At 69.1% G+C, this 15,022-nt stretch carries 21 protein-coding genes; 17 read left to right on the forward strand and 4 right to left on the reverse strand.

Going from position 1 to position 15,022, the window contains the following annotated elements; all coding sequences use genetic code 11:
- Positions 1-31 precede the first annotated feature (31 nt).
- From cpaB to AB0O21_RS16855, 13 genes are all read left to right on the forward strand, one after another.
- Entirely contained in the window at positions 32-739 is a 708-nt protein-coding gene (cpaB, locus tag AB0O21_RS16795; protein ID WP_365171743.1) for a Flp pilus assembly protein CpaB, read from the forward strand.
- A gap of 7 nt (positions 740-746) precedes the next feature.
- Positions 747-2,018: an AAA family ATPase gene (locus tag AB0O21_RS16800; RefSeq protein WP_365171745.1), complete on the forward strand. Its 1,272-nt coding sequence runs from the start codon at positions 747-749 to the stop codon at positions 2,016-2,018.
- Positions 2,019-2,021: 3 nt separating this feature from the next.
- Entirely contained in the window at positions 2,022-2,387 is a 366-nt protein-coding gene (locus AB0O21_RS16805; protein ID WP_365171747.1) for a TadE/TadG family type IV pilus assembly protein, read from the forward strand.
- Positions 2,388-2,400: 13 nt separating this feature from the next.
- Positions 2,401-2,769 carry a TadE/TadG family type IV pilus assembly protein gene (locus tag AB0O21_RS16810; protein ID WP_365171749.1) on the forward strand — a complete coding sequence of 123 codons (369 nt, stop codon included), beginning with the start codon at positions 2,401-2,403 and terminating at the stop codon, positions 2,767-2,769.
- Entirely contained in the window at positions 2,766-4,115 is a 1,350-nt protein-coding gene (locus tag AB0O21_RS16815; RefSeq protein WP_365171751.1) for a CpaF family protein, read from the forward strand. Before AB0O21_RS16810 ends, AB0O21_RS16815 begins: the two co-directional genes overlap by 4 nt.
- Positions 4,112-5,050 (forward strand): type II secretion system F family protein, encoded by a 939-nt coding sequence (locus AB0O21_RS16820; protein WP_365171753.1) that lies wholly within the window; start codon positions 4,112-4,114, stop codon positions 5,048-5,050. Before AB0O21_RS16815 ends, AB0O21_RS16820 begins: the two co-directional genes overlap by 4 nt.
- Before the next feature lie 16 nt (positions 5,051-5,066).
- Entirely contained in the window at positions 5,067-5,957 is an 891-nt protein-coding gene (locus tag AB0O21_RS16825) for a DUF5936 domain-containing protein (protein WP_365172024.1), read from the forward strand.
- Between the two features lie 3 nt (positions 5,958-5,960).
- Positions 5,961-6,647 carry a response regulator transcription factor gene (locus tag AB0O21_RS16830; protein WP_365171755.1) on the forward strand — a complete coding sequence of 229 codons (687 nt, stop codon included), beginning with the start codon at positions 5,961-5,963 and terminating at the stop codon, positions 6,645-6,647.
- A 110-nt stretch (positions 6,648-6,757) separates the two neighbouring features.
- On the forward strand, positions 6,758-6,958 hold the full coding sequence (locus AB0O21_RS16835; protein ID WP_365171757.1) for a hypothetical protein: 201 nt from the start codon (positions 6,758-6,760) through the stop codon (positions 6,956-6,958).
- On the forward strand, positions 6,955-7,575 hold the full coding sequence (locus AB0O21_RS16840; RefSeq protein WP_365171759.1) for a pilus assembly protein TadG-related protein: 621 nt from the start codon (positions 6,955-6,957) through the stop codon (positions 7,573-7,575). Before AB0O21_RS16835 ends, AB0O21_RS16840 begins: the two co-directional genes overlap by 4 nt.
- A 45-nt stretch (positions 7,576-7,620) precedes the next feature.
- Positions 7,621-8,190 carry a hypothetical protein gene (locus tag AB0O21_RS16845; protein ID WP_365171761.1) on the forward strand — a complete coding sequence of 190 codons (570 nt, stop codon included), beginning with the start codon at positions 7,621-7,623 and terminating at the stop codon, positions 8,188-8,190.
- A gap of 4 nt (positions 8,191-8,194) precedes the next feature.
- On the forward strand, positions 8,195-8,833 hold the full coding sequence (locus AB0O21_RS16850) for an OmpA family protein (protein ID WP_365171762.1): 639 nt from the start codon (positions 8,195-8,197) through the stop codon (positions 8,831-8,833).
- Positions 8,834-8,839: 6 nt separating this feature from the next.
- The gene (locus AB0O21_RS16855; protein ID WP_365171764.1) at positions 8,840-9,313 is read left to right on the forward strand and encodes a hypothetical protein; all 474 of its coding nucleotides are present in this window, start codon (positions 8,840-8,842) and stop codon (positions 9,311-9,313) included.
- A 270-nt stretch (positions 9,314-9,583) separates the two neighbouring features.
- Here the strand turns inward: AB0O21_RS16855 and AB0O21_RS16860 are convergent, their stop codons facing one another.
- A complete protein-coding gene (locus AB0O21_RS16860) occupies positions 9,584-10,549 on the reverse strand; it encodes a sporulation protein (protein ID WP_365171766.1) in 966 nt (321 codons plus the stop codon).
- A 126-nt stretch (positions 10,550-10,675) separates the two neighbouring features.
- Here AB0O21_RS16860 and AB0O21_RS16865 point away from each other — a divergent pair, with 126 nt between their 5' ends.
- Positions 10,676-10,924 carry a hypothetical protein gene (locus AB0O21_RS16865; protein WP_365171768.1) on the forward strand — a complete coding sequence of 83 codons (249 nt, stop codon included), beginning with the start codon at positions 10,676-10,678 and terminating at the stop codon, positions 10,922-10,924.
- A gap of 94 nt (positions 10,925-11,018) precedes the next feature.
- The gene (locus AB0O21_RS16870; RefSeq protein WP_365171770.1) at positions 11,019-11,648 is read left to right on the forward strand and encodes a hypothetical protein; all 630 of its coding nucleotides are present in this window, start codon (positions 11,019-11,021) and stop codon (positions 11,646-11,648) included.
- Between the two features lie 105 nt (positions 11,649-11,753).
- Here AB0O21_RS16870 and AB0O21_RS16875 read toward each other — a convergent pair whose 3' ends face one another.
- Together AB0O21_RS16875 and AB0O21_RS16880 are read right to left on the reverse strand one after the other, a co-directional pair.
- The gene (locus tag AB0O21_RS16875; RefSeq protein WP_365171772.1) at positions 11,754-11,951 is read right to left on the reverse strand and encodes a hypothetical protein; all 198 of its coding nucleotides are present in this window, start codon (positions 11,949-11,951) and stop codon (positions 11,754-11,756) included.
- Between the two features lie 10 nt (positions 11,952-11,961).
- Positions 11,962-12,813, reverse strand: a complete 852-nt coding sequence (locus AB0O21_RS16880; protein ID WP_365171774.1) for a helix-turn-helix transcriptional regulator — start codon at positions 12,811-12,813, stop codon at positions 11,962-11,964.
- 259 nt (positions 12,814-13,072) lie between these two features.
- On the opposite strand from AB0O21_RS16880, the gene AB0O21_RS16885 reads away from it, so the two are divergent.
- Positions 13,073-13,567 (forward strand): ATP-binding protein, encoded by a 495-nt coding sequence (locus AB0O21_RS16885; RefSeq protein WP_365171776.1) that lies wholly within the window; start codon positions 13,073-13,075, stop codon positions 13,565-13,567.
- 222 nt (positions 13,568-13,789) lie between these two features.
- On the opposite strand, the gene AB0O21_RS16890 is transcribed toward AB0O21_RS16885, so the two are convergent.
- The gene (locus AB0O21_RS16890; protein WP_365171778.1) at positions 13,790-14,092 is read right to left on the reverse strand and encodes a hypothetical protein; all 303 of its coding nucleotides are present in this window, start codon (positions 14,090-14,092) and stop codon (positions 13,790-13,792) included.
- Positions 14,093-14,739: 647 nt separating this feature from the next.
- On the opposite strand from AB0O21_RS16890, the gene AB0O21_RS16895 reads away from it, so the two are divergent.
- A complete protein-coding gene (locus AB0O21_RS16895) occupies positions 14,740-14,949 on the forward strand; it encodes a hypothetical protein (protein ID WP_365171780.1) in 210 nt (69 codons plus the stop codon).
- Positions 14,950-15,022: the final 73 nt, after the last annotated feature.

Below are 15,022 nucleotides of genomic sequence, written 5' to 3' on the forward strand. Positions count from 1 at the left end.
ACGAACGAAGAACGGCGAGGTAGTAAGGCCGATGAACTCACGCCAGCGCCGCGGCGTCATCCTGCTGATCCTGTCGGTCCTGTGTGCCTTGGCCGCCTTCGCCGGGGTCCTCGTGGTGATCGGCGACGTCAACTCCAAAGTGGGCGCGGAGGTCGTCGCGTACCGGGCCAAGGGCGACATAGCCCCGTACAGCCCGCTCGCGGCCGGGCAGTTCGAGGAAGTGAAGATCCCCAAGCGCTGGCTCTCCGACACGGCCGTCACCGATCTCGGCGCGCTCAAGGACAAGATCGTGCTCACCACCCTGAAGAAGGGCTCGCTGCTCCAGAGCGACATGTTCGTCGACCGGCCGCAGCTCCAGCCCGGTGAGCAGGAGATCGCCATCATGATCGACGCGGCCACGGGCGTGGCGGGCAAGATCACCTCCGGCGCCAAGGTCAACATCATCGCCACCTTCAAGGGCGCCAAGGACACCGACCCCTCGCGCTCGGTGATCATCGTCGCCAACGCCCGGGTGCTGAACGTCGGCAAGCTCACCGCCCTCGAAAGCAAGGACGGCGACCGCAAGAGCGGCGCGGCCGAGGCCGTCCCGATCACCTTCGCCCTGAACACCAAGGACACCCAGCGCGTCGCGTACGCCGAGTCCTTCGCGGAACACGTACGCCTGGCCCTGGTGGCCCCCGGCACCGAGTCCGCACCGGGCGCGGGCGACCGCACGTACACCCTCGACGGGGACCGGTGAGGCCGCGATGACCACCCGAATCCTGCCCGCGGTCGGCGACCCGGACGCCGCACGCGCCATCGTCACCCTGCTGACCCAGCTCCCGTCCGCGGAACCCGCCACCCCCGTCCCCGACTCGACGTCCCTCCTGGACACCTTGGCCCGCCTCGCCGTCGACTCCATCGACGAACTCCCCGAGGTGGTCCTGGTCCACGAGCGGATCGGCCCGGTGCCCGCGCTGGAGCTCATCCGCGAAGTCGCCCTCCGCTTCCCGGCGGTGGGTGTCGTCCTGGTCTCCTCCGACGCCGGCCCCGGGCTGTTCTCGGCCGCGATGGACTCCGGCGCGCGCGGCCTGATCGGCCTCCCGCTCTCGTACGAGGAGCTCGCGGCCCGCGTCCAGGCCGCCGCCCAGTGGTCCGTGGGCGTACGCCGCCACCTCGGGCGGGGCGCGGGCGCCGACGTGTTCACCGGCCCGGGCGGCCGCGTCGTCACCGTCACCGGGGCGAAGGGCGGCGTCGGCACCACCTTCACCGCGGTCCAGTTCGCCCTGGCGGCGGCCGCGTCGGGGCGGCGCACGGCACTGGTGGACATGGACCTCCAGGCCGGAGACGTCGGTTCCTACCTCGACGTGCAGTTCCGCCGCTCCATCGCCGACCTCGCCGGGATCCAGGACATCTCGCCGCGGGTCCTCCAGGACGCGGTCTACGACGACCGCACGGGCCTGGCCCTGCTGCTGGCCCCGGCGGACGGCGAACGCGGCGAGGAGGTCGACGACCGGGCCGCCCGCCACATCGTGGGCGCGCTGCGGGCCCGCTACGAGCTGGTCGTCATCGACTGCGGAACCCAGGTGACGGGCGCCAACGCCGCCACGGTGGAGATGGCGGACGTGGCGGTGCTGGTCACCACCCCGGACGTGGTCGCGGTACGGGCGGCGAAGCGGATGGTGCGGATGTGGGAGCGGCTCCAGGTCAGGAAGGCGGAGGACACCTCGATGGTCGTCAACCGCTGGAGCAAGCACACCGAGATCCAGCCCGCCCTGATCGAGAAGATCACCAAGACCCGGGCGACGCGGACACCGGTCCCGGCCGCCTTCAAGGAACTGCAGGCGGTGGTGGACGCGGGCCGGGTCCAGGACCTGGACAACCGCTCGACGGTGAAGCAGGCGCTGTGGGCGCTGGCGGGGGAGCTGGGGCTGCTGGCGGGGGCGGAGGACGCGCCGTCGGCCAGTACCCCGGGAGCGGCGGTGGCGATACGCGCCTCGGGCCCGGTCTCCCGCCTGCGGCGGGGCAGGGAGGGCTGACACATGGCTGCCGGTAGAGCGGATCGGGATCGGGGCCAGGTGGCGATCGAGTTCGTCGGCATGGTCCCGCTGATCCTGCTGATCGTGGCGGCGGTGTGGGAGTGCGTGCTGATCGGCTACGCGTTCTCGCTGGCGGGTAACGCGGCGGACGAGGCGGCGCGGGCGGGGGCGGTGAAGGGGGCCGCTGCCTGTGATGCGGCGGCGAGGGAGCACATCGGGGAGGCCTGGAACCTCCAGGTGGTCTGCGAGGAGTCCGGGGACATCTACCGGGCCAGGGTCACCCTCGCCGTTCCCGTCTTCTACCCGGGACTCAACTTCGGAGCCATCGACGGCACGGGCGGCGCGTCGATGGAGAAGGAGGGGAAGTGACATGCGGAGTGGCATGAGGCGGCGCATTCGCTCCGACCGGGGTCAAGTAGCCCTGGAGTACATCGGCTTCATTCCGATCCTGCTGTTCGTCGCGCTGTGCGGGATCCAGCTGGGCTGGGTCGCGTACGTCCACGAGCAGGCGGACACCGCCGCCCGTACGGCGGCGCGCGTGGAAGCCCGTAAGGGCAGCGGCGGGGCGGCGGCGGGCGTGGCGGCGGTCAGGGAAGGGATCGGTGCCGAGGTGGACGTGAGCAAGGACGACGACGCGGTCACCGCCGTCGCCACCATCCCGATCAAGTCGATCATCCCCGGCCTCAATCTCGACCCGGCCAAGGCCACGGCGATCATGCCCAACGACGACCCGAAGGGCACCCTTCCATGAGCTTGCGTTCCCGGGTCAACACCCCCGACGACCGCCACAGCCCCCGCGAGGACGGCCGGCTGGTCTCCTCCTACCGGGCAAAGCTGCTGGAGGAGATCGACCTCGCCGAGATGTCCGCGCTCGCACCCGCCGAGCGCCGGGCCCGGCTGGAACGCGTACTGGGGCACATCATCAGCCGCGAGGGACCCGTCCTCTCCACCGTCGAGCGCGCCCAGCTGATCCGCCGCGTCGTGGACGAGGCCCTCGGGCTCGGCGTGCTCGAACCGCTCCTCGAAGACGCCTCGATCTCCGAGATCATGGTCAACGGGCCCGATCAGATCTTCGTGGAGCGCGCCGGCCGGGTCGAACAACTCCCCATCCGCTTCGCCTCGCACGACCAGCTGATGCAGACCATCGAGCGCATCGTCTCCACCGTCAACCGCCGTGTGGACGAGGCCAATCCGATGGTCGACGCCCGCCTGCCCAGCGGCGAGCGCGTCAACGTCATCATCCCGCCGCTCTCCCTGACCGGCGCCACCCTCACGATCCGCCGCTTCCCGCGCGCGTTCACGCTGCACGAGATGATCAGCCTGGGCTCGCTCGACGAGCAGATGCTCCTGCTCCTCTCCGGCCTCGTCGCCGCCAAGATGAACGTGATCGTCTCGGGCGCCACCGGCACCGGAAAGACCACCCTCCTCAACGCCCTCTCCGGCCTGATCCCGGAGGGCGAGCGCATCATCACCATCGAGGACTCGGCCGAGCTCCAGCTCCAGCAGGCGCACGTCATCCGTCTCGAATCCCGCCCGGCGAACGTCGAGGGCAAGGGCCAGATCACCATCCGCGACCTCGTACGGAACTCACTTCGTATGCGCCCCGACCGCATCATCGTCGGCGAGGTCCGAGGCGGCGAGACCCTCGACATGCTCCAGGCCATGTCCACGGGCCACGACGGCTCGCTCGCGACGGTTCACGCCAACAGTTCCTCGGACGCCCTGATGCGCCTCCAGACGCTCGCGTCGATGTCGGAGGTCGAGATCCCCTTCGAGGCGCTCCAGGACCAGATCAACAGCGCCGTGAACGTGATCGTCCAGCTCACCCGCTTCGGCGACGGCTCGCGCCGCATCACGGAGATCTCCATCCTCGACTCGCACGGCCGCGAGCCCTTCCGGATCACGACCATCTGCCGGTTCGTCGCCCAGCCCATGGGCCCGGACGGCCGGGTCCACGGCTTCTTCGAGTACTACCCGCTGCCGCGGCGCATCGCGGAACGCCTCTACATGAACAACCAGCCGATCCCGCAGGCCTTCGGGGTCGCGCCGCCGGACGACCCGCTCACCACCCCGCACATCACCCGGACCGCGCTATGAACCCACTCATCCTCCTCACCCTCGGCGCCACGCTGCTGGCCTGCCTGCTCGTCGTCCTCGGCATCCACGCCTACGCAGCAGGCCGCGCGCAGCGCGCCGCCCTGATCGAACGCCTCTCGGCGAGCGGCATGCCGGCGCCCTTGGGGCGGCGGCGCCGGTTCCCAGGGGTGGACCGGCGGCTGCGCAAGACGAAGCTGGGCCGCCGGATCGAGCTGAAGCTGGCGACCACCGGGCTCGACCTCACGCCGGGGGAGTTCTTCGTCTACATGCTGGGGTCGATCGCGGGCGTCTGGCTGATCGCGGCCGCTCTCCTCGCACCGTTCTTCGGCCCGGTGGCTGGCGCGATCGGCATCTGGGCGGCGAACGCCTTCCTCAACTGGCAGCGGTCGCGCCGTACGGAGCGGTTCATCAACCAGCTCCCCGACCTGGCCCGCATCCTCGCCAACGCCACCCAGGCCGGCCTGGCGCTGCGTACGGCCATTGGGATCGCGGCGGAGGAACTGGAGGCCCCGGCGGGTGAGGAACTCGGGCGCGTGGCGAACCGGCTTGCGGTGGGGCACTCCATCGAGGATTCGTTGGGCGAGCTGTCGGAACGCCTCCCCTCGCGGGAACTGGTTGTCCTGGTCTCGACCCTCGTCCTGTCCGCCCGTGCGGGCGGCGCGATCGTGGACAGCCTGCGAAACCTGACGGTGACGCTGGAGCAGCGCAAGGAGACCCGTCGCGAGATTCGGACGCAGCTGTCCCAGGTGACGGTGACGGCGTACCTTGTCCCGGCTATCGGGCTCGGGTCGCTACTGCTGGTCGACATGATGATGCCGGGGGCGCTGGACCGGATGACGGGCGCGTTCATCGGGCAGACGGCTGTGCTGATCTCTCTTGGCCTCTTCGCTCTGGGCTTCCTCCTTATCCGCCGACTGTCGAAGATCGACGTGTGAGGGGGACGCAACCGTGATCGGACTTCTGCTCGCACTGGCCGTGGCTCTGTCGGTCTTTGGCGCCTTCCAAGGCATCCGTCTCTACCGGTCGGACGTGAAACTGCCCACGGACCTCGTGCTCGCCTTGGAGGTGGGCGCGAGCCGTACGACGGCGGTGGGTTCGCTCGTCGACCGCATGGGCATCCGCTGGGCGCCGCTGGTACTGAGCGCGATGGGGCCGAATCGAGTGGCCCGCAAGCGCCGTCAGATCGACATGGCGGGCAACCCGGCCGGCCTGACGATCGACCGCTACGCGGCGCGGCGGGCGGTGTACGCCTTCCTGGGTGGGCTGGGCGCGTTTTCGATGCTGATCAACGGGCAGTTGGTCCTTGCCCTGCTGATGGTGGCCTTCGGCCTGTTCTGGATAGAGGTCGGCCTGTGGTCCGCGATTCGGATCCGCCGTGACCACATCGAGCGGACCTTGCCGGACTTCCTGGACGTGCTGGCAGTCGTCGTCAGTGCGGGGCTCGGTTTCCGGCAGGCGCTGGACCGGGTGGCCGACAAGTACGAGGGTCCGTGGGCGGACGAAATTCGCATCACGCTTCAGCAGATGGCCATGGGTGTCAGTCGCCGTCAGGCCTTCGATGAGCTGCGCCGACGAAACGACTCGGAGCAAGTTGCCCAGTTCGTCACGGCGCTCCAGCAGGGCGAGGAGCTGGGCTCCCCGATCGTGGACACGCTCATCGCGATTGCCGAGGACATGCGACGGACGGACGCACAGAACGCGCGCAGACGTGCTGCCAGGGCCGTTCCGAAGGCGACGTTCGCAGTGACCATGTTCATGCTGCCGGGGACGCTGATCCTGCTGGTGTGCGGATTCATTTACGGTGCGAACGTCGACTTCGGCGCGCTGTTCGGGGGTGGCTGAGGAGTGGCACGACTGAGCGTGCTCATCGCCGATGACGATCCGGTCATCAGGGCGGGCCTGACGGCGATCCTGTGCGAGGCCGAGGACATCGAGGTCATAGCTCAGGCCACTGACGGCCGAGAGGCGTTGAGCCTGACCCGCCGGCATGCTCCGGACGTGATCCTGCTGGACGTCCGGATGCCGGGTGTCGACGGGATCTCGGCGCTGCCGCACCTGGTGCAGTTGGCGCCGGTGCTGATGCTCACTTACAGCCAAGAGGCCGAAATCGTGCGGGAGGCCCTGCTGTTGGGGGCCGGTGGCTACTTCGTACACGGCGAGTTCACGGCCGAGGAGCTGCTGCGGGCGGTGCGGGACGTGCCTGCTGGGCGGCCGCACTTCACCCCGACGGCGGCGAGCGCGTTGCTGGCGGAACTGAGGGCCTCTTCGCAACCGCAACGAGATGTGGCACAGTCTTCTGAGCGTCTGCACAACTCTGTTGTCTTCGGGCTGAGTTCGCGGGAGGGGGAGATCATGGACTTGATCGCGTCCGGGATGAACAATCAGCAGATCGCCTCCACCTGCTTCATCACAGAGAAGACGGTCAAGAACCACATCAACCGGATCTTCGCGAAGCTTCAGAGCGCCACGCGCAGCGAGGCGATAGCGCGCTGGCTGGGAACTGCCCGTCCGGGAGTGACTGGTCATGAGTAGACGGAGTGCGCAGTGGGTCCGTATTTGGGTCCCGGGACCCTTGGTTACGAGAGGTAACTCGCCGTACCGTCCGCGGACAACCAGCGGCACCGGCCCAGGAGGGGACCCTCATGTTGCAGAACACCCTGGCGAGGATGCGGAAGCGGTACGCGAGCAAGGGCGGGCGGGATCGAGGCCAGACGGCGTTCGAATACCTGGGGATCATCCTGGTGGTGGTGGTCATCATTGGGGCGATCATCGGTACGGGCATTGGGCAGGCCATCACCACCAAGATCACTGCGGCAGTCGCGAGCATCACCGCGGGCAGGTGATCAGGCCGAGGCTGCGGGACGATCGCGGGCAGGCCTTCCCTATCTATGTCGTGGTGGTGGCAGGTCTGCTCTTCGCTGCGTTGGCGTTCTTCGCTGTCGGGCAGGCTTCGGTCGTGCGGAGCGACGCGCAAGGTGCTGCGGACGCTGCGGCACTAGCGGCGGCTCGTGATGCCAGGGACCATCTCGTGCCAGGGGTTGATCTGCTCACGCTCAAACCAGAGGACTGGAAGAAGGTTCTTGAGGGTGGCCTCTTGTACGCGGGGGGTGCCTGCGGGGCGGCACGGGACTTTGCCGCGAAGAACGATGCGACGGCCACTTGTGATCCTGATCCGCCACGATTCAAGGTCGAGGTGAAGACCGCGGGCACGGTCGGAGATTCTGTAGTCCCGGGGGTCAGTGGTCAGCACGGCATCGCTGATGCCACGGCAGTCATCGAACCACGCTGCCAGTTGAGCGCGCCCGTCGCCAATCCGTCACCGTCGCCTGGTGGTCAGGATAAGCCAGTCTCGGTTGAGATCACATGCAAGGGCGGTGGCGTCATCAAGTTTGATCCTGCGAAGTCCGAACCCTGGAGCACATTGGCGAGGACACTCTTTGCCGTGCGACTGGTCGACTGACAACGACGACAGAATGAGGAAGCGGCGTAAATGAGCATGCGGCACATGGCGAAGTTCCAGGGGGGAGCGGCCCTAGCGGTTGCGGCGGTACTGGCCCTCGCGTTGGCCGGATGCGGTGGGGGAGACGGCAACAAGCCCAAGGCCGAGTCGAAGCCGCAGGCGTCGCCTTCGCCGGTCGGCGGTACGCAGAGCGGTACTCCTTCCACGACACCCACCCCGACGCAGGTTATAGCGACGGTAAACGGGGAAGGAGGGATGGTTTTGACGATCAATTCGGCAGCACGTGAAGCCGGAGGCTTCCTGACTGTCAGCGGTCAGCTTAAGAACACGGGAACGGCTCCATTCGTGAACACTGCGCCGTGGCGGGGGAACGAACTCAACGCCAGCGGCGTATCGGTCGCTGGCGTGACCTTGGTCGACAAAGTGGGAAAGAAGCGCTACTACGTGCTTCGTGACACGGAAGGCCGGTGTCTGTGCACCACCGGTCTGGCCATCATCGAGCCCGGTCAAGTTGTCCCGTTCTTCGCTCAGTTTCCGGCACCTCCGACTACGACCACAGAGGTGGAGTTCAGCCTGCCCACCTTCGCCACGGCCACCGTCAAAATCTCTGGGTGACCCCATGACCACACGCCACCGCACCACCGCATCGACGGTCGTCGTCGGGCTCGTCATCGCCGGCGCCCACTTCATCGGCGCGACGAGCGCCCACGCCGACGACGTCAAGCCCTCCGTACCCCCCGGCACGGAGCCCTCCGCCTCCCCACCCGCGGCCATTGACTCCAACGCACCCGGTCTCAAGATGCCCCAGGGCGGCACCCTCGCACCCGTCAAGGTGCTCGACATCGCCGAAGTCGTCGAAGACCTCGGCGGCGAGCAGCGCCGCCAGGAGACGAACCAGACCGTCATGATGGCCCTGCAGTCCGAGGTCCTCTTCCCCGAGAACAGTGCCGTCTTCAACGCCCAGGCCGCAGCTCGGATCCAGGCCATCGCCAACGAGATCAACACCCAAAAGGCGACCCGCATCCGCGTCTTCGGCTTCACCGACGACCAGGGCAGCTACGAACACGGCAAGGAGCTTTCCAAGCAGCGCGCCGACGCCGTTCAGGCCGAGCTGGCCAAGACCGTGACCAACCCCAGCGTCGTCTTCGACGTCCGGGGTTACAGCGAGGACTACCCCATCGCCGACAACAGCACCGAGGAAGGCCGCAAGAAGAACCGCCGCGTCGAGATCACCTTCCCCCGCGGCGCCGGCGGCTGACAGTCGGTGGAACTCGACGACGACGAGCCTCCCGAGCACCAGCGATACGCCGACTACCTCCGTGCCCTGGAGGCCGTCACCGAGGCGGACGAAGCCGGCCTGGTCGAAGAAGTGCTGCGCGACGAGGACCCAGCCATGGCGGACAGCGCCGTGGCGCTCCACATGGAACGGCGGGCCGCCGACCTGCTGACCGATCCCCGGTTCGACCGGTGGGCCCGCACCATGACCCCGTTGATCGCCGACCGCGGATTCCTCACGCGCCGCCTGCACGAGTGGACCCTGCTCAGAGCGGTTGCCCTGGGCGAGCCGTGGGTCGCGGACGCGCTCCTCGGGGCGACCGACTGGTTCCAGCGCATGGCCTCGACCACGCAGATCGTGACCTCCTCTGATGCCCTCACGCTGCTCGCCGAGCGCGGCCGGACCCGCCGGGTCCGTAACGCGGCGGGTCGGCGGCTGCTTGAGCTGGAGCGGTCGGCCTGACCCGTCACCGGCAGGGCCTTACCGGCGGGCATACCCGCCCGAGGAAGGTCCTGCATCTGTACCGGATGGGCCTCGCGCTCATCCGGCTGCCGGGAGGGCAGTCGTCAGGCGCGCCCAGCGCGCCAAGCCCGTTGCCGCAGGGTAAGCAAGGCAGGCATCTCCCGGCTTCAGCCGGGAGAGCACTTCAAGCCGGTGCCCTGGCCGCCGCGGCCGGCGCCACCCATCAGGAAATGCTCCTCGGGCCTGTCCTGCCGATCAGGCCGGGCTCGCCTAGATCCGGTGCAACCGGTCCAGCCGGACGAGGTCGGCCATCGCCTCGCGCAGGCGAGGAGCGAGGTCGGCCTCGCCCACCTCGTGATGGGCGACGGGGAAGGACAGCGCGGGCGGCCTCTGGTCCCAGCTGCCGAACCTGTCCAGGTCATGACGGCGTACGAGGACGAGGGCGCCGACCTGACTGTTGAGGACAGAGACCTCGATCTCCGCGAAGGCGTCGGTCTTCCGGCTCGGGTCCTCCAGGCAGTACGTCTGGAGGTAGGACTGGCGCTGGGCGACGTTCGGGATTCTGTCGTCCGTCAGCCGGGCCTCGACCCGGCTGTACCCCTCGGCGAAGAAGGCGTCCATCACCGCCTCGTGCAGCGGCGGCGCGGCCACGTGCAGGAAGTCGATGTCCTTCACCACGTCGCTGCCGCGGGATCGGACCGTGGTGACCACGGAGAGGTCGACGCCCGTGGACCGGCCGCCGAGCTCGGTGACCGGACACTCCCAGGGCAGCCGTCCGCCGAACCGGATCCGGTGCTCCCCGCCGGGCGCCACCTCGGCCGAGATCTCGTAGCCGGCGGGCAGGAGCGGGGCGACCTCGACCTCGCGGGAGACGCCCTGCCAGGTCAGGCACTTGGCCATGACCCGCACGTCGAAGCGGTCGATGTCGAGCCCCGTACCGCCGCCCCGGAAGACGACCTCGCCCCTCACCCACGCGTCGATCGTCCGTTTCGACGTCCCGGGCGGCACAGAGCGGCAGGTGCCGTTCACCGGGCGGCTGCCCTGGTACACGCCGTTCACCGACTTCGACGGCCGGGCCCTCGGCGTCGACTTCTCACTCCGCACGAGAATCGTCCTGAACGACGGCGCCGACACCGTCCTCACCGACACCGACTTCTCCACGTCGACCCGCTGCCGCCCGTCGAGGCCGCGCTCGACGCCTTCGGCGAACTCGGTTACCTGGAGCGGTACTCCCACCTGGTCAAGGACCAGATCAAGAACTCGGAGTCGATCGCGGAGGAGTACCAGCCGGTCTTCCTCAGCGACCCCAGCGGTGGCCAGGCGGACTTCCCCGAGCTCGAACTCGCCTTCGACACCAACGCGGTGGGCACGATCTGCCACCTCCGCGCGTCCGCGCCGGATGTCTCCGCCTGGGACGACAAGCCCGGCACGGTCTGGTTCCCGGTCGCCCACCACGAGGCCGGCAAGCCCGACGTGACCGCCCGCGCGGCCCGGGCCCTGGAGGAGCTCGCGGCCTTCTACCGCCGTCACCCGAAGAAGGCCCGCAGGGGAGGCAGGGGCAGCGGCAGGGCAACGCAGAACCCGTGGCCGTACGACAGAATCGCCACCTAGGCGGGGTGCTCGCGAAGCTGGTCACAGCCGGGCGGGATCGGCGATGATGCGGCGGTAGGCACGGAACGCCGAAGCCCGGGGGAGGCTGACGCACGTGGAGCCCCAGATCATCGTGAGTCTGGCGTCTACAGGGGTCGCAGGGCTGGCGGTCGCCGCGAGCCTGGTGACGACGCTGCTCTCCCTGCGCGCGCAGCGGGAGAACACACGCGACACGCTCGACACGCAAGAGCGGCTGTCCGCCGCGCAAGAACGCGCGCTGCACGAGCGATCACATGCGCAGGACCTGCGCGACAAGAGAGCCGAGCCGTATCTCGCCCTGATCAAGTGGGCCGACCGACTTCTCGAAGCGCTCGACGAACTGGACGAAGTCGCCAAGCCCTACTTGTCGGTCGAGGAATGGAACATCGACCCTGACGTCGACAACCTTCTCGATCTGTACGCCTCCGACCTCATCCACGTGCGGTACGCGGCCCTCCGCGGGAAGCTCATCGGGCTCGTCGCCGCGGACGGCCCGCGGCTTCCGCAGCTGGTGACCTGGACGGAGTCGGAAGGCGAGGTCGGCAACTTCACCATCGAAGCCGGGCCGCCATGGAGTGCCTGGCCGGCACGAGCGGAGGCCCGCGCCCGGCTGATGGACGACGCCATAGCTCTCATCGCGCAGGTCCGTGCCGAATTGCAGGGGAGAACGAGTCGCGGATACTTCATCATCTGGCGGTTGTCCTGATACGCCGAGAGCCAACGCCTCGGCCGAGCCGAAGCGGTGGGCGTTAGCCGCGATGGGGGACAGGAGGCTGCGCGAGGCCCCGCCGGGCCGCCGTCCGCGCCCGCGCTAGTCGGCCAGGAGGTGGTCGGCCTTGCCGGCCTTGATGTCCCGGATCAGTTGACGGAGGGCCGCTGTGGTGTCGGTGAGGTACGTGTCCTCGCGGCCGGCGATGGCGATGTAGCTGTTGCCGTCCCCGTCCGTACCTATCCGGTAGCAGGCGCTGCCTTCGGCGCAGTACGGCTCTTCCCAGGTGATGTCCGGCATGGCTGCTCCCTCAGAGTTCTTGCGCGATGGAGTGGATGAGGTCCCGCGTGCCTTGCGCGGGCAGCGCGATCTGCTTCATCCAGTCCAGGTGCGCCCGATACTTGGCCAACTGTGCCTCAGCGTGCACGTATTCGGGCCCGTGCGTGCTGTCGACCTGGACGGTGTCCAGCTGGGGGACGGGCCCCTCGGCGTAGGTCAGGGTCTGTCCCGAGCCGGGGAAGGCGCCCGCGCTGAACGGGATGGCGAGCAGGGTGATGTTGTCCTGTTCGGACTTGTGCAGCAGGTGTTCCAGTTGCGCCTTTGCCACTTGCGGTCCGCCGAACTGCATCCGCAAGGCCGCTTCGTGCACGATGCCGGTGTACCGAGCCGGGGTGGCGCCGTCGAGTACCTGCTGGCGTTGCAGCCGGAACTCCAGCCGCAGCGCGAGCTCCTGCTCCGGTAGCTGTGGCACGGCGACGCCGAAGACGGCAAGGGCGTGGTCGAAGGTCTGGAGCAGCCCGGGGATGTGCACCGCGAGGGCGGTGCGCAAGTGGGGTGAGTGCCCCTCCAGCTCGGCGATGTCGAGGAGTTGGGCGGGCAGGCTGCCCCGATAGCGGTCCCACCAAGCCCGCTGGCTGGGCTCGGCCATTGCCACGAGGGCCTCGATGTACGCCTCGTCTGCGCAGTCGCAGTTGCAGGCCAAGGTGCGTAGACGCTCGGCGCTTATGGCGCGGTAGCCCTGCTCGATCTGCGAGAGGCGGGACCGGTCGACTCTGAGCAGCCCGATCGCAGTCTCCGTGGAGACGCCCGCAGCCGTTCGCATCCGCTTGAGCTCTGCACCCAGTCGGCGCTGCCGCTCGGTCGGCGAAGTTCTGGCCCCCACGTCATCCTCCCTCTCGCTGTGCGTTCGCAGTCTGCCCCGCCGGGCACTGCTGTGGCCACCGAGCCCGGATATCCGGAGTGAGGTGTAAAAATGTGCACCGCCACGCTACATTAGGTAACGCACCGCTCACGCAGGGGAGTTGAAGTGCATCGCCGCAGCATGCCTCGGGCCTCGGCGACGAGCCACGCTCCCCGCACCGCGTCAGCCACCCGTGCGCGTCGAACTCGCCGTAGTCCACTCAGACCTCAGGGAGTCCGCGTTGTCCACCTACCCCTTCACCGCCTGCCCCTCCTCCCCGCCCGCGCCCGCCGCAGGCGAACCCGCGCTCGATACGCTCACGTGCAGCCTCACCATCCCCGGCGAACCGCTCAGCGCCCAGATCGCGCGGGCAGCCGTCCGCTCCGTGCTCCACGCCTACGACCTCGACCCGCTCGCGCCCGCCGCCGAGCAGGTGACCGGCGAACTGGTCGCCGCTGGCTGGCACTTGGACCCGGGGCGGAGTCTGTACCTCTCCGTCCGCTACCGCGACGACGCCCTCCGCCTCACCGTCTACGACGGCCACGTCACCCACGCCCACCCCCGCCTCGCCGCCCACTGCGAGGCCCGCCGCCGGGCCGCCCTGCGCGTCATGGGCGCGGTCGTCCGGGAGTGCGGTGGGGCCTGGGGGTTCGGGGAGTCGCGGGAGCCCGGCGGCGGGACCCGGACCTGGGCGAACCTGCCGCGCGCGGGCGCGCTCGAGTACCTCTCCGTCTGAGGGCCTCCTCCGTCCGGCCCCGGCCTGTCAGATGTCGGTGCGCAGGACGGGGATGGCTGGGCCGGTGACTGCGACCCGGGGCCTGCCGTCCGGTCCTCGGCCAGGAATTCCGTTGCCCAGGCGTGGTGCACGTGGCCGGGTCGTCGGCACGCGGCCGGCGCCCGGACCGATCCCTCGTCACATGGATCCGAACGTGATCGCCCGGACAGGTTCGAGGTCAGTTCAGGCGGCGCCGCTGGCGTCCGGGGCGATGAAGCGCCGGTAGAGGGGGGCGAACGCCACCTGGGGCTCGGTCGTGATGCCCAGTTCCCCCTTGACCACGGGTGCGACCTTGTCGGCGATGAACCGCGTGAAGTGATCCTCCGTCTCCCAGACGTCGGCCACGTGGAGGCCGTCGTCGGCGAACCAGCCCATGTGCATCACGAACCCGTCCGGAGCGTCGTCTTCCCAGCCCACCCGGTCACGCGTCGCGTTGTACACCTCTGGCGTGATCTCGGGCCACACAAAGGTCATCACGACTGCCATGGGAGTTCCTCTCACTTGCCTCGGTGCGCCGCAGCCTGTGCGGCACGGCAGTACGACGCTAAGCAGGTCGGGCCGGCCGGGCACACCGGAGCAGCCATTCGGAGCAGGCCGCCTCGCGGCAGGGAGGGCTGCCGCGCCGCCATGCGGAGGCGTACGCCTCGAACCTGATCGCCAGGACAGACGCCTAGCAGGCGTCTGCCGCGGCCTTGAGGGCTTCTTCGAAGGCCTGGTCCGCCGGGGCCTGGACGTCGCGGGTACGACGCCCACGCCCTCCCAGTTGGTGCCGGTGACGGCGTTGATGGCGCGCGCCGTCGGCACCGTCACGACGACGTGCTCGGCGACCGTGTGCCGGGCCGTCGGGTGGGCGCCGCCCCGGGTGGTCTCGCCGACGACGACGGCCCGGCCGTGCGCCTTCGGTGTACGCGACGTCCTCGCAGCCGGAGAACGTGGTCGCGCTCGTGAGTGCGTAGACCGGGCGGTCCGACGCGATGCGCCGGATGTCGATGAGGCCTACGTTTCCTTCGAGGTGTTCGACGCGGCGGATTTCTCGGGGTCTCGCGTCGCCATCCTGGAAGGAACCCTTCCGCGTCGCGGTGCGTCCAGCCTCGTACAGGAGCACGACAGGCAATCGAAGCCAAGGGGGACCCATGGCAGAGAACGTGCCCGAGGAAGCGGCAGCCGAGAACGTCCAGCACGCGGACGACCACGGCCCGTTCGCCGCACCGGCTGATCCGGAGACGGTGTGGATCGGGCCGGGAGCCGCGCCGGAGGATGCCGGGCAGGACTGGCTTGGCCCGACCGCCACCCCGTCGGAGACCGGCGACGAGAGCACCGAGGGCTGGGTCGGGCCCAGCTGACCACGTGAATCGTGAATGCGGAGGCCGCCCGCAGGATGCGGGCGGCCTCTGTGTATTCGGTATCAGCGCGGAT

It is taken from the genome of Streptomyces sp. NPDC091371 (genome assembly GCF_040684275.1).
GTDB lineage: Bacteria > Actinomycetota > Actinomycetes > Streptomycetales > Streptomycetaceae > Streptomyces.